Annotated in this window: 8 protein-coding genes, 1 tRNA gene and 1 pseudogene; 6 read left to right on the top strand and 4 right to left on the bottom strand. The window is 62.2% G+C overall.

What is annotated here, in order from left to right:
* Positions 1-96: 96 nt before the first annotated feature.
* From FJ490_RS27350 to FJ490_RS27340, 3 genes are read left to right on the top strand one after another with little or no spacing between them, the layout of a single operon-like run.
* Positions 97-930: a phosphodiesterase gene (locus FJ490_RS27350; protein WP_140498512.1), complete on the top strand. Its 834-nt coding sequence runs from the start codon at positions 97-99 to the stop codon at positions 928-930.
* On the top strand, positions 927-1712 hold the full coding sequence (locus FJ490_RS27345) for an inositol monophosphatase (RefSeq protein ID WP_140561359.1): 786 nt from the start codon (positions 927-929) through the stop codon (positions 1710-1712). Before FJ490_RS27350 ends, FJ490_RS27345 begins: the two co-directional genes overlap by 4 nt.
* A 26-nt stretch (positions 1713-1738) precedes the next feature.
* Entirely contained in the window at positions 1739-2419 is a 681-nt protein-coding gene (locus tag FJ490_RS27340; protein ID WP_140498514.1) for an HAD family phosphatase, read from the top strand.
* 300 nt (positions 2420-2719) lie between these two features.
* On the opposite strand, the pseudogene FJ490_RS27330 reads toward FJ490_RS27340, so the two are convergent.
* Positions 2720-4666, bottom strand: a pseudogene (locus FJ490_RS27330) (AI-2E family transporter); the annotation flags it as partial.
* A 754-nt stretch (positions 4667-5420) separates the two neighbouring features.
* On the opposite strand from FJ490_RS27330, the gene FJ490_RS27320 reads away from it, so the two are divergent.
* Together FJ490_RS27320 and FJ490_RS27315 are read left to right on the top strand one after the other, a co-directional pair.
* The gene (locus tag FJ490_RS27320) at positions 5421-6065 is read left to right on the top strand and encodes a redoxin domain-containing protein (protein ID WP_140498517.1); all 645 of its coding nucleotides are present in this window, start codon (positions 5421-5423) and stop codon (positions 6063-6065) included.
* Between the two features lie 125 nt (positions 6066-6190).
* Complete coding sequence (locus FJ490_RS27315; RefSeq protein ID WP_210239476.1) at positions 6191-6376, top strand: MBL fold metallo-hydrolase; 186 nt, start codon at positions 6191-6193, stop codon at positions 6374-6376.
* Positions 6377-6387: 11 nt separating this feature from the next.
* On the opposite strand, the gene FJ490_RS27310 is transcribed toward FJ490_RS27315, so the two are convergent.
* Together FJ490_RS27310 and FJ490_RS27305 are read right to left on the bottom strand one after the other, a co-directional pair.
* Positions 6388-6464: transfer RNA gene (locus FJ490_RS27310), tRNA-His, on the bottom strand.
* Positions 6465-6802: 338 nt separating this feature from the next.
* Positions 6803-7261: a phasin gene (locus FJ490_RS27305; RefSeq protein ID WP_140498518.1), complete on the bottom strand. Its 459-nt coding sequence runs from the start codon at positions 7259-7261 to the stop codon at positions 6803-6805.
* A 249-nt stretch (positions 7262-7510) separates the two neighbouring features.
* On the opposite strand from FJ490_RS27305, the gene FJ490_RS27300 reads away from it, so the two are divergent.
* On the top strand, positions 7511-11299 hold the full coding sequence (locus FJ490_RS27300; RefSeq protein WP_140728617.1) for a PAS domain S-box protein: 3789 nt from the start codon (positions 7511-7513) through the stop codon (positions 11297-11299).
* A gap of 271 nt (positions 11300-11570) precedes the next feature.
* Here the strand turns inward: FJ490_RS27300 and FJ490_RS27295 are convergent, their stop codons facing one another.
* Positions 11571-13541, bottom strand: a complete 1971-nt coding sequence (locus FJ490_RS27295) for an acetoacetate--CoA ligase (RefSeq protein WP_140625421.1) — start codon at positions 13539-13541, stop codon at positions 11571-11573.
* Between the last annotated feature and the right edge of the window lie 143 nt (positions 13542-13684).

Genomic DNA, 13684 nt, shown 5'->3' with positions numbered 1-13684 from the left:
GCGCCGGCCGGCTTCGGCTGGCGCGCCCTTTTTAAGGTGGCGCCGATGTGGCGCCCTTCTTGTGTCAGCCCTCCCTTCACACTGCCGGACCTCCCGATGCTCATTGCACAGATCAGCGATTTTCATATCCGACCCGACGGCCAGATGGCCTATGAGGGTCTCCAGACCAACACCATGACTCGTCGCGCCATCGCGACCGTCGCCGCGCTCGATCCGGCGCCCGATTGCGTCCTCGTCACCGGCGATCTCGCCGATTGCGGTCGCCCGGAAGAGTATGCGCTGGTCGCCGACATGCTGTCGGCCCTGCCCATGCCCGTCTTCGTCATTCCTGGCAACCACGACCGGCGTGAGACAATGCGCGAGGTGATGGCGCCGAAATTCCCCTATCTGAGCCAGTCGCCGGATTTCCTGCATTATACGATCGAGGACCTTCCGGTCCGCCTTATCGGGCTGGACACGGTGCAGCCGGGCGAGGACGGTGGTGCGATCTGCGAGCGGCGCGAAGCCTGGCTCGGTGAGCGTCTCGCCGAGGGCGACGGCCGCCCGACCTTCGTCTTCATGCACCATCCGCCCTTTCCCGTCGGCGTGCACGGCATGGACATCATGATGTGCGTCGTCGGCGACGGCTTCCGCGACATGATCAGGTCCCACGCCGAAATTGAGCGGGTGGCCTGCGGGCACTATCACCGGCCCATCACCACGCGCTTTGCCGGCACGGTCGGCTTCGTCGCGCCGGGCGTCGCGCACCAGGTCGCGCTCGATCTTCGTCCGGGCGAGCCCAATCGCTTCATCTTCGAACCGCCGGCTTTCGCCCTGCACGCCTGGTCGCCGCAGACCGGTATCGTTTCGCACGTCGTCCCGATCGGCGATTTTGGCCCCGCCCACGATTTCATCACCGATGTCGACTACCCCGGGAAAAACGAAACATGAGCGACTACCGTCAAATCCTGAAAGACGCCGATGCCGTCGCACGCAAGGCAGCCGCGACGTTGATGTCGATGCGCGAGGAGCGCCTCGACGTCACTCGCAAGGAAGGGCTGGACATTGTCACCGCCGCCGATCTCGCTTCGGAGCGCATTGTCATCGACGGGCTGCGCGCGCTTACGCCGCAAGCTTCCATCCTGTCGGAAGAAGCCGGCACGACGGGAATCTTGGGCGAAAGCCGCTGGATCGTCGACCCGCTCGACGGCACGATAAACTACGCGTCCGGCCTGCCGTGGTTCTCCGTCACCATGGCCTATCAGGAGCAGGGTGCGACGAAGGTCGGCCTGACCGTCGCGCCCGCCGCCGGCTTCGAGGCGCACTACACCTGCGAGGGGATCGCGACCGTCAACGGCAAGACGGCCAATGTGTCGACAACTGCAAGACTGGCCGATGCGGTCATTGCCGTCGTGCTGACGTCGCACTTTTCGGCCGAGGAGGTGGCGCGCACCGCAGAGATCGTGCGGCGGCTCGGCGTCGGCGCGCGCGGCGTGCGCGTTATCGTCTCAGGGGCCTTTGAATATTCGATGGTCGCCGCCGGCCAGCTCGATGCGGCGGTTTCGATCAAGGCCGACGTCGTGTCCTACGCGGCTGCCATGCCGCTGCTACGCGCAGCAGGAGGCAAGGTCACCACGCTTTCAGGTGTCGACTCCACAGACGAGGACACGCAGAAGGTCGGCTCGAACGGGCTCATTCACGACGAACTTCTTGAAGCGCTACGCGGCCTGTGACACCTGGCGCGCAAACCGGAGCGAGCATGCAAGACACATTGATCATATTCGACTGCGACGGCGTGCTGGTCGACAGCGAACCGCTGGCGGCGCTTGCCTACGGGCGTGTCTATTCGAAACACGGCATGGAACTCGACCCGCAGGCGGTCCTGCAATGCGTCGGCATGAAGCAGACCGATATCCTGGAGCGCATCAGGCTCACGACCGGCCATCGCCTTGAGGAGCACCAGACCGCGGATTTGTGGGACGAGGTGAAAGCGCTCTTCACCGAAAGTCTGCAGCCGATGGCGGGCCTGAAGCCCTTCCTTGAACGGCTGTCCAATCCCCGCTGCGTCGCCTCATCCTCCTCGCTGGAGCGGATACATCACAGCCTTTCGGTCACAGGGCTCGCGAGATTCTTCGGCGAGAACATATTCTCATCGTCAATGGTCGCGCGCGGGAAGCCCGCCCCCGACATCTTCCTGTTCGCCGCGGATCAGATGAGCATCGAACCGAAGCACTGCGCGGTTGTCGAGGACTCGCCTTTCGGCGTGCAGGGCGCAGTCGCCGCCGGCATGACGGCGATCGGCTTCATCGGCGGCGGCCACACCTATCCGGGGCATGCCGAGAAACTGCGCGTGGCCGGCGCCCGAACCATCTGCGCCGACTGGGACGAAGTCGCGCGCGAACTCGTTTCTCTGGAGTTGATCGCACCCGTCTCCGTTTAGATTTCAGGCCCAGCGAAAGCCGGGCAGCAGATAATCCGGCACCGCCCTTCCTGCTCGAACACCGTCGAAAGCGCGCGTCGTCGAATGTAACAGATAGGTAGGATTCCGTAATTGGGGCCGGAACAAGAGCTGTTTCAGAATCTGCTTAAGGTCGAACGGAGAGCGAACACCCGGATGTTCGCTGTGGATGCGCGATTGCTAGCGAACTTTCGAAACTACCTGCCGGTGCCAGAGGTACCGCTCACATGATCATTATCAGGTAGCCGAAGTTGGTCCAAAAAGAGGCCGTGCCGTTGACGATCACCGCACCGGCTGAGCCAACGAATCGTCCAATTGCACCGTCGCCGCCACGCCCTGACGAGCGCGAGGCCGCCTTAGATTTCTTTGCTTTCTCTTTTTCACTTGACGCGGTTCTTCGTTTGAAAGCGCACCCGTCACGCAGTCGACCACGTTGAACGCAACAAAGTCCGCTTCCAATTGCTCGGCGAGGCCCGCCGCATCCTCCCTGGGCTTGTCATGGGTGTCGTGCCAGAGCGCGATTCCGATGCGTGCACGCGGTGCGAGTCGCCTCAAGCGCCTCACTACGAACACCGCGTGTTTGAACGAATCGCGGTTGAGGAAGCCCACGACGACTGCGTCGCGAGCTTCAAGCGGAAGTTTCCGGATCCTCGCGGGGAGGAGGTCACGGTGGCTCGCGGCCGCGCAATCCGCACCCTCGATCGAAATGACCTGCGCGAGCATCGCAGCGGCCACATCGTCGAGGTCTCCGCGCCCGCCGATACACAGCACTGACTTCCCAGCACCATCCGGGAGATCAGGCGCAAACTCGGCTTGATCCTCATCCTCTTCGCCCGGATCTGCGCTCGCGCCTTCTTTTTCCGCGTGCTCTTCTTCTTCCTCTTCTTCTTCCTCCGCGGCGATCTCGTTGAGATTGGCCACCAGGGTGCGGGCGTTTTCGGCAAGGTTCGCCAACTGACTTGCCGTCAGTGCGCCCCGAGCCCGGTCCTGTTCACCAAGCAGCAACGCCGGAATGGCAACCGTGCTGTGGAACTCGATCAGGTATTTCTCCTCGAGCATTTCTTCCGCGTTGTCGGTGGCTTCGTCGATATCGTCGGCAAGAAGCCGCTGGTACAGACGCTCCTTCGGGTCAAGCACCGGCTCATCGCCAAACAGGATCTGCAGGAATTCGAATTGGGGCACGTGCCGTCCAAGCACGACAAGGCAGACGGTCAACGGCGTCGACAGCACCAAGCCGACCGGGCCCCATAGCCAGGCCCAGAAAACGGCGGCTACGATGATCGCCAGCGGCGAGAGGCCCGTGTGCGAGCCGTAAAGCCAGGGCTCGACGATGTTGCTGATTACGAGCTCTGCCAAGATGAAGAGAGCGCCAGTCCATACCAGTAAGCTCCAGCCGGGAGCCACTGCGAAGGCAAGAAACAAAGGTATCACCGCCGCGATAACCGGACCGATAAAGGGTACGAAACGCAAGACAACGGCCAACATGCCCCATAGCAGGGCATTGGGAATGCCAAGAAACCAAAGACCTATCGCAAGGGGCACGCCGTAGACGATGTTCACGACCAATTGCATGAGCAGATATTGTCCGACGCGACTGCCTGCATCCTGCAATGCCTGGGTCGTGCGATGGAGATCGCTGTAGCCCACAAGGCGGATGAATCGATCCCGCAATTCTTCACGCTCGAGCAGCATGAAAATCACCACGATGATGACAAGGCCGGTCGTGGCGAGTGGTCCGATCAGCGGCTCGATAATGTTCCTCAGCGTCTCTATCGGACGCTGGGGCGAGAATATCTGAACCAGAAGCGGATCCTGCTGCTTCGTGGTTTGCTCCACATCTGCCTGCCCGCTGGATTGGGATTTGTTTATCTCAGTGTTGACGCGCTCGAACACCTTGCCGAGCCGGCTGATAAGGCCGTCTTCGGATCCTGTTTCTTTCAAAGTCCGAATCTTCTCGAGGATGTTGGATTGGTATGTCGGAATGTCCTGCGCGACCTGGCTCACCTGCGTGGCAACGATCAGGCTGAACAGCGACACGAGGACGAAGGCCGATGCAACCGCGCCAAGCACAGCGATCATTCGCGGCAGCTTCAACTTTCGGAGCAAAGAAACAATCGGCGCCAACGCAAATGTGAGAAGGACCGCTATTGCCAATGGCAGCAGGACCTCCTTGGCGACGTAAAGAATGGCGACGGTAGCAATCATCGCCACGACGGTTGCCAACTTCGATGTCATAAAAGCAGGGGGCATGATGGGACCTATCTGCAATCTCGCGATTTAGAGGACGGCCATGGCCTAACCGCGCAAAGCGTGCGCTGGTCCATATACTGGCACCTCCTCAGCTTCTGGCCAATGACCTGGTTCGTTACACCGCATGTGTGATGATCTCGAACTTTTGCAGGGCATGTAGCCCAAAGGTGTGGATCATCGGAACATCCGCAGCGTCCCTCGCAGGCCCAAAAGATTTGTTTGGCGGCGTGCTTCCTACCCGGCTGGCAATGACCAAGGTCATCACGCATGGCGTGACCGGCGCGTCCGTATTTCGGCCTGGTGACTGGCCAGCGGAATTCGCTGAACGGATCAGCGCTGCGGTTTTGCCGGGCTACAACACGTTCTCCCGAGCCGACACTTTGAAAGCGGCGGATTGTCGGCCGCAGCCGACGCTACCGTGCATTTTCAGCGAGAGGATCCCGACGAGGGTGCCATCACGCGCTACACGGCGGTTACGCGGAAATCCGTTTAGCGATGATCAAGGGAGTGATTGACGAACTCAAAAGCAGGCACCGAAAACCGGTCGAAGCTCGAGTTTGGAAAAGGGCGGCAAGCCGATCGTCGATGGCGAACTCGACTTGGATGCGCTCTCGATGGGGTCGCCGGTTCGACGGCAGACGGCCGTCATATCGGCTTGCCTGGAATCAAGGAACATGGGGGGGGAGTCTTTTGTTCGGGAGTTACAGAACCGGATCGATGGGAGCGACTGAAAATGAGACAAGACATTGTGGCTGGCGCGAAGTTCCCCGACTACGTTCTTCCCGACCACACCAAGACACCACGGCGGCTGTCGGACCTGCAGGGCGACCAGCTGATGATCGTGATGCTGACGCGTGGGTTCTTCTGTCCGAAAGACCGGCAGCAAATGCTCGAACTGGTGCGGTTTCACTCGCAATTGGTCGTCGGCTACACACAGCTCGTCACGATCACCACGGATGATTGGCATACGACCAACAATTACCGCCAGCAGACCTCCGCGCCCTGGCCCTTTCTTTATGACGAGGAACGGCTCGTGCAGAAGGACCTGGACATCAAGGAATACACCGACACCACGCACGACGTGATGATCCCGCACACGATCGTGCTCGGGCGGGACCTCGAAGTCTTCAAGGTCTACAACGGTTACTATTACTGGGGCCGCCCCTCCACCGCCGAATTGCACGCAGAACTGCGCGAACTGGCGCAAAGGACCTATCGCGACTGGGACATCACCGAACCCGAGCTGCGGGAGAAATGGAAGAAAGGCGATAAATCCGACTTCTATCCCTATGGCGGGAATTCCATCTCCATGGACACACTCATGCTCCAGATGGCCGGCGCGGTCGACCAATATGCCGGTCGGGCAAAGAGAAGCTGAACGGAGGAAGCCAGCATCGCTCGCGGCGGTCTTCTCCCAGTCACGCTTTTTGTCCAGCCGCGCTTGGTGAACGAACCTTTTCCGATCCGGGCCTGCTACTGGATTTCCGCTTCCGCAACAGGGCCATGCTGTTCGATCTCGGAGATCTTTCGAGGCTTTCGCCGCCCGAATTCCTGCGGATCTCGCACGTCTTCGTGACGCACATGCATATGGATCACTTCGGCGGTTTCGACAGCCTGAGCAGGCTGTCACTTTACAGAGCAAGCCCGGAAGTCCACGGTCAAAATTTTATTAGCAAACCAGTTGTTTAGAGGAAAGCCGATGGTACCGTTGGCTGGGATCGAACCAGCGACCTCCGGATCCACAATCCGGCGCTCTAACCAGCTGAGCTACAACGGCACGTCTGCCTGAGCGGGATCGGCGGAACATAGTCCCCTCGAGCGCTCTGTCGTTCGGCGATGCGTCCTTACGGGCTTATGGATTTTAATTCAAGGCTTTTGCAAAGCAAAGGTCACTTGCCCACATGGAAGCGGATCTGCGGACAAGAAAAAGGCCGGCGGGAGGAGGTGCCGGCCTTTTCCTGTTACGAGCCAGCGGGAGGAGGTGCTGGCTGGTCACCCCGGAGGCGGAGGGAGGAGGTTCCGCCGACCGGGTATTCGTTGATGGCTGCCATCATACACACGATCATTTCGAAGAAAATGCGACCTTTTGTTACATCTTCCGATCATGCGCAAATATTAGGCGGCCTTGATGTCCTTCATCGCCTTCTCGAAAACGGTCTTGATCGGCTTGGAGACATCCTCGGCCGCCTTGGAGGCGACGGTCTGGAACTCCTTGGCTTGCTCGACGGTCATTTCGACGCGCTTGCGCAGGAACGCGGTCTGCAGCTCCACGACTTCCGACAGCGATTTGGCGCCGATCAGCGCCTCGAGATGCGAAAAGCCCGCTTCGGCATTGGCGCGCAGTGCGGCAACGGTCTTGAGCGACAGGTCGCTGGAAACGGTCTTGGCGGACTCGTATGTGGATTCCAGGGCCTTCTGGGTCTCCTCGGCGCCAGTCTTGAGCTTGGCGTAAGCCTCCTTCGACTGCTCGACGCCCTTCTCGGCGAAAGCGCGGATCTGGTCGGTGGCCTTGGAAGCGTCAAAGCTCGGGAATTCAACGTTTTCGATGGTCTCGGCAGTCTTGGTCCTGGACATTTTCCATCCTTTCAGCGGTAGCGGCTTTGACGGAAAGCCGTCTCGTTCATGTATGATGGCAATATAAAGGCAATTTTTGTGCATTGCAATATCTTTGTTGCACTGCACCATAAATTCCGTCTCGGCCGTTAACCAAGAGCCGAAATTCAGGCCTATGCACGTTCTGGCTTGTGGACCTTCGCACCGCCGGCTTTTATTAACAAAGCGTTAACTGCAAAAACGCCCGCTGCATGAGGATTTCGCCAGCGCATGCCGTCCGAATATTCCTTTCTCGACGTCGCCGTGCTCGACGCGGTCCGCCAGCGCTTCGCCGCCGGCGACGCGATCGCGATCCTGTCGGCGAATCTGGAGCAGGTGATCTGGGCCAATGGACCGGGTGCCGCGGTGTTCGGCTATCCCGACATCGAAAGCATCATCGGCGCCGAGGCACGGCTGCCGCTGATCGCCCGCCGCCAGATCATGGCAACTAGTGGATTTCCCGACATCGGCAGCGACCGAAGCATCACGGTCAGGCTGGCGACCGGCATGACCAGCCGCGCCATCGGCTTCCTTGCAAGCGCTGTGACGCTGCCCGACGGCGAGAACGCCATCATGCTGGCGGTGCCGGCGGCCCAGACCGGCTCGCGCAGTGCGGCCGAAATCGCCGGCAGGGCCATCAGCGGCTTCACGGAAGATGGTCATTTCATCGCCTTCATCGACGCCAGCGGCAATGTCGAAGCGGCATCGGAGAGCTTTTCGCAGCTCGGCATCGAGCCCGCGACGCTGGCCGCGCTGGTGGCCGACGTCGCGAATGAGAGCGACCGCATCGTCAAGCGCCTGGTTCCGGGCGGCGGCACATCCTATCCGGCGGGCCTCGCCCGACTGACGCCTGAGCGACATTTGCTGGTGGTGATCGACGAAAACAGGCTCGACGACCGTGCGCTGGCGGAGGGGACTCCAGCGGCCGAGCGTTCCGAAGGACGTAACCGCTCACAGGCCGTCGCCAAGGATATCTCGGAACCGAAGGCACAAGCCGCTGCCGAAGCGGCCGTGCAGGAACCGGCGGCGGCAGAACCCGGACAACCGGCGACAAGCGGCACGCCGGCACAGCACGACCATTGGTATTTCAATGCCGGCGAGGACGGGAGGCATGCGCGCGGCCCAGCCGCGCCGGACGCCGAAGCTGCACCTTCGCCGGCTGCCGCCGAAGGTCCAGCCGAGGACGCGAAGCACGATGCCCAGGCTCCATCTGTTCCGGCAGCCCCGGCCGCCAGGACCGTGGACCGCACGGCGGCGCCGCTGCGTTTCGTCTGGCGAACCGACGCCGAGGGCAGGTTCAGCGCGCTGTCGCCGGAATTCGCCGACGTCGTCGGCAAACCGGCCGCGGACGTCATCGGCAGGCGCTTCAGGGACGTCGCGGCGGCCTTCGGGCTGGATGCGTCCGGCGAGATCGCCGGTCTCCTGGAGCGGCGCGACACCTGGTCCGGCCGTTCCGTGTTGTGGCCGGTCGTCGGCACGGACCTGAAGATCCCCGTCGACCTGGCGGCCCTGCCCGTCTATGGCCGCAGCCGTGCCTTCGAGGGTTTCCGCGGTTTCGGCGTCGCCCGCGCCGGCGACGCCGTTGTCGATCCGGAAGCGATCGGCATGGCGCTGGTGCCCAACAGCGAGGCACCCCCGGCGTCGGAACCGGTCGAACCCGCACCCGAGGAACCGAAGACCGAGGAGTTGAAGCCATCGGACCCGTTCCGGGGCGAGGTGCCGGCGCTGACCATCGTGCCGAAGCCTGAACGCCGCTTTGCCGACAAGGTGATCCGTCTGGCCGAACATCGCCAGCCGGCTAACGACAAGGGTCTGTCGACCCTGGAACGCAGCGCCTTCCGCGAGATCGGCGAGCGGCTGAAGAAGGAAAGCAGCCCGGCCGAGCCGGAGGCTGAAAGACCGGGTCCGGACGATGCCGGCCAACCGGAGGCGGCAACGCCGGCGGGGCCGTCCGAGAAACCAGCGGACGCCCGCAAAAACCTTGCGCCAAAGGGCGAAGCCGCACCGGCTGAGCCGTCCGAAACCGATGTCGATGCCGAGGATGCAGAGGATCTCGCCCGGCTTGATGGCGAACGGCCGGACAAAACGGCTGATGAGGAGCCCGCCGACACGGTGGCCGGAGTGACGGGTTCGCTGCTCGACTATGCCGAGCGGAGCGAGGAACCAGCGCCGATCGCCGACAACAATGACGAGACCCCGGCTTCCGAACCGGCGGCGGCGCGGACGGAACGGGAGAGCGAAGAGCCCGTCGCGGCGGCAGGCGAACCGGCCGTCGCCGGCACCAACGATGACATTGCCCACGACGAGAGCATGACATCAGCCGATTTTCGCGATGCCGAGGACAGTGAGGACTGGGTCGAGGACGAGGAAGCGTCCGCGTCCGATGAGCAGGCCGCGACCGCCGAGGGGGCCGCCGGCACCAGCGACGCGGTGGAGGCTCCGGTCGAGCGGCCACGCCTCAAAGTGCCTCCGCTCAAGCTCGAAGGGTTCGTGCCGTCGGCCTTTGCGGTCGGAGACGAGAGCAAGGCTCCCGACACCTCGCTCCTGAGCAAGCTGCCCGTGCCGCTGCTCATCCATTCCGGGGATGAACTTCATTACGCCAACGAGGAGTTTCTCGTCCTGACAGGCTATGAGACGCTCGATGAACTGGCGGACGCCGGCGGGCTGGGCGCGCTGTTTGCCGATCCCTATGGCCATGATGGCGCCGCCGAGGGCGCGGACCGGGCGTTGCGGCTGAAGACGCATGGCGGGCAGGAATTTCCAATCGAGGCTATCCTGCGTTCGGTTCCGTGGCGCGACGGCAAGGCGCTGATGCTGGTGGTGCGCCGTTCGGGCGAGGATGAGGCACCGGCGGCACTGCATGCGGCCGGCGACGAGCAGACGCAGCCCGATATTTCCGAGCTCAAGGCGCGCATCGCCGAGATGCGCACCATCATCGATACCGCCACCGACGGCGTCGTGCTGATCGGCCGTGACGGCGCGATCCGTTCCATAAGCCGTCCAGCCGAGGCGCTGTTCGGCTTCGATAGCGACGACGTGACCGGCAAACCGTTCGCCTCGCTGTTTGCCATCGAAAGCCAGCGCGCGGCGCGCGATTATCTCGACGGCCTGTCCGAGCCCGGCGTGGCGAGCGTCCTGAACGACGGCCGCGAAGTCATCGGCCGCGAGGCGCAGGGCCGCTTCATTCCGCTGTTCATGACCATCGGCCGGCTGCCCAACGACAGCGGGTTTTGCGCGGTGGTGCGCGACATCACGCAGTGGAAGAGGGCCGAGGAGGACCTGACCCAGGCGCGTGCGGTGGCCGAGCGCGCCTCCTCGCAGAAGACGGATTTCCTCGCCCGCATCAGCCACGAGATCCGTACGCCGCTCAATGCCATCATCGGCTTTTCCGAACTGATGGTGGACGAGAAATTCGGGCCGGTGGCCAATGACCGCTACCGCGATTACCTGCGCGATATCAACCGATCGGGCAATCATGTGCTCGATCTCGTCAACGACCTTCTCGATATCTCCAAGATCGAGGCCGGCCAGCAGGAAATGGCCTATGAAGCGGTGTCGCTCAACGACACACTGGCCGAGACGGTGGCGATGATGCAGCCGCAGGCCAACCGCGAGCGCGTCATCATTCGCTCCAGCTTCGCGTCGCGACTGCCGGAAGTGGTGGCGGACCTGCGCAGCGTGCGCCAGATTGCCCTCAACATCCTGTCGAACGCCATCCGTTATACCCAGGCCGGCGGCCAGGTGATCGTCTCGACCGCCTATGAGACATCAGGCGATGTCGTCATGCGCGTGCGCGACACCGGCATCGGTATGAGCCAAGCCGAGATCGAGCAGGCGTTGAAGCCGTTCAAACAGATCAATGCATTGAAACGGGGGCGCGGCGACGGCACCGGTCTCGGCCTGCCGTTGACCAAGGCGATGGTTGAAGCGAACCGCGCCCGTTTTATCATCACCTCGACGCCCGGCGAAGGAACCCTGGTCGAGATCGCGTTCCCGTCGACGCGCGTGCTTGCGGAATAGGCAAGCTCCCGTCCATCCAGCCGCCTGGAAAAGAAAAGGCGCCCAACAGGACGCCTTGAAAGATGGGATTTGCTGTCACAACGGGGGCTTGAGCGAATTCAGATCCTCCGGGGGCTGAGGAACGGGATTTCTCCCTCAAGTTACGTGCGACTATCGACGCCGGGCCTTAACAAGTCCTTACCAGGTCCCGAAAAAATTTACGAATGTGTACCACTCGTGAAATCTAGGTAAATTCGCGCGGCAGATTTGATTAACCATGCCGGGCGGGCGGTCACTCGGCCAATTGCGGCAGGTTTCTGAACAGCTCGAGCGCCTCGGGATTGGCGAGCGCCTCCTTGTTCTTGATGGCGCGGCCATGCACGACGTCGCGCACCGCAAGCTCGGTGATCTTGCCCGATTTGGTGCGAGGAATGTCTGACACGGCGATGATCCTGGCCGGCACGTGGCGCGGGCTGGCGCCGGCGCGGATTTTCGCCCGGATGCGCTTCTCCAGATCCTCGTCGAGCTGAACGCCGGCGGCCAGCCGCACGAACAGCACCACGCGCACGTCATTGTCGAAATCCTGACCGATACAGAGCGCCTCCAGGATTTCCGGCATCTGCTCGACCTGATTGTAGATCTCCGCCGTGCCGATGCGCACACCACCCGGATTGAGCGTCGCGTCGGAGCGGCCATGGATGATCATGCCGCCATGAGCGGTCCACTCGGCGAAGTCGCCATGGCACCAGACATTGTCGAAGCGCTCGAAATAGGCAGCCCGGTATTTCTTGCCCTCGGGGTCGTTCCAGAAGCCGATCGGCATTGCCGGGAACGCCTTGGTGCAGACCAGTTCGCCTTTCTCCTGCCTGACCGGCTTGCCGTCGTCGTCCCAGACGTCGACAGCAAGGCCGAGGCCTGGTCCCTGGATCTCGCCGGTCCATACCGGTTCAGTCGGGACGCCGAGGACGAAGCAGGAAACGATGTCGGTGCCGCCGGAGACCGATGCCAGATGCACATTCTTCTTGATCCCGTCGTAGACGAAGCGGAAATCCTCGGGCGACAGCGGCGAGCCCGTCGAGGAGATGGCGCGCACGGTTGACAGATCATGGCTTTGGATCGGCTTGAGGCCGGCCTTGCGTACCGAATCGATGAATTTCGCCGAGGTGCCGAAGAAGGTCATCTTCTCGGCGTCGGCGAAGTCGAACAGCGCATTGCCGTTGGGGTAGAAGGGCGAGCCGTCATAGAGCAGCAGCGTCGCGCCCGAAGCGAGGCCCGACACCAGCCAGTTCCACATCATCCAGCCGCAGGTGGTGAAATAGAAGAAGCGGTCGCCGTCGAGCAGGCCTGCGTGCAGGCGATGTTCCTTGAGGTGCTGGATCAGCGTTCCGCCGGCCGAATGGACAATGCATTTGGGAATACCGGTCGTTCCGGACGAGAACAGGATGTAGAGCGGATGCGCGAACGGCAGCCGCTCGAAGGTGACCTGCCTGACCGCGAAGGGCGACAGCGCCTCTTCCATCGCCACGGCCTTTTCGATCGTATCAGCGACATCGGCCGAGGTGCCGAGATAGTCAACGACCACCACCTTGCGGACAGTGCCCAGCTTTGCGGCCACCGCGGCGATCTTGTCGGCGACCTCGATCGCCTTGCCGTTGTACCAGTAACCATCGGGGACGATGAAGACGACGGGTTCGATCTGCCCGAACCGGTCGAGAACGCCCTGCTCGCCGAAATCCGGTGAGCAGGACGACCACACCGCGCCGATAGAGGCGGTCGCGAGCATGGCGGCGACTGTTTCCGGCATGTTGGGCATCATCGCAGCGATACGGTCGCCTTTCTTGACCTTGAGCGACAAGAAGAGTTGCTGGAAGCGCGAGGTGAGCGCATGCAGTTCGTTCCAGGACAGCCGGCGCTCGACCTTGTCCTCGCCGCGAAACACGATCGCCTCTCCTGCTCCGGTCTTCTTCAGGAGGTTCTCGGCGAAATTCACCATCGCGTCGGGAAAGAAGGCCGCTCCCGGCATCTTCTCGCCAGCGACGAGCACACGCTCGCTTTCGGCGCTGCCCTTGTCGCCGACGATGCCGCAAAAATCCCAGACCAGGCTCCAGAACGCTTCGCGGTCCGCCACCGACCAACGGTGAAGGTCGGCATAGGAAGTCACGGATATGCCGCTTTTTGCAGCGGCGGCCTTCATGAAGGCGGTCAGCGGCGCAGCGTCAATCTGGTCCTGCGTCGGGGTCCAGAGTGGTACTTCGGCAGCCATGATGGGTCCTCCCAGGATCGCCACCGCTTATGCATATTGCGCCGCAGCAGAGCAAGATTTTGTTCGGCCGAGGCGTCCAGATGTGCGCAAATGCCATCGCCGGGCCATAAAGACTTGAAATGCCTCGACCCTAAGTCGTAGTG

This window comes from Mesorhizobium sp. B2-5-11, from assembly GCF_006440835.1.
GTDB lineage: Bacteria > Pseudomonadota > Alphaproteobacteria > Rhizobiales > Rhizobiaceae > Mesorhizobium.
The sequence above is the reverse complement of the archived record's forward strand: the minus strand, read 5'-3'. Positions and strand labels throughout refer to the sequence as shown.

Excerpts from the sequence above, each read along its gene's own strand:
- FJ490_RS27295 (WP_140625421.1), bottom strand. The coding sequence starts at position 13,541 with ATGGCTGCCGAAGTACCACTCTGGACCCCGACGCAGGACCAGATTGAC.
- FJ490_RS27300 (WP_140728617.1), top strand. The coding sequence starts at position 7,511 with ATGCCGTCCGAATATTCCTTTCTCGACGTCGCCGTGCTCGACGCGGTC.
- FJ490_RS27350 (WP_140498512.1), top strand. The coding sequence starts at position 97 with ATGCTCATTGCACAGATCAGCGATTTTCATATCCGACCCGACGGCCAG.
- FJ490_RS27320 (WP_140498517.1), top strand. The coding sequence starts at position 5,421 with ATGAGACAAGACATTGTGGCTGGCGCGAAGTTCCCCGACTACGTTCTT.
- FJ490_RS27340 (WP_140498514.1), top strand. The coding sequence starts at position 1,739 with ATGCAAGACACATTGATCATATTCGACTGCGACGGCGTGCTGGTCGAC.
- FJ490_RS27305 (WP_140498518.1), bottom strand. The coding sequence starts at position 7,261 with ATGTCCAGGACCAAGACTGCCGAGACCATCGAAAACGTTGAATTCCCG.
- FJ490_RS27315 (WP_210239476.1), top strand. The coding sequence starts at position 6,191 with ATGCTGTTCGATCTCGGAGATCTTTCGAGGCTTTCGCCGCCCGAATTC.
- FJ490_RS27345 (WP_140561359.1), top strand. The coding sequence starts at position 927 with ATGAGCGACTACCGTCAAATCCTGAAAGACGCCGATGCCGTCGCACGC.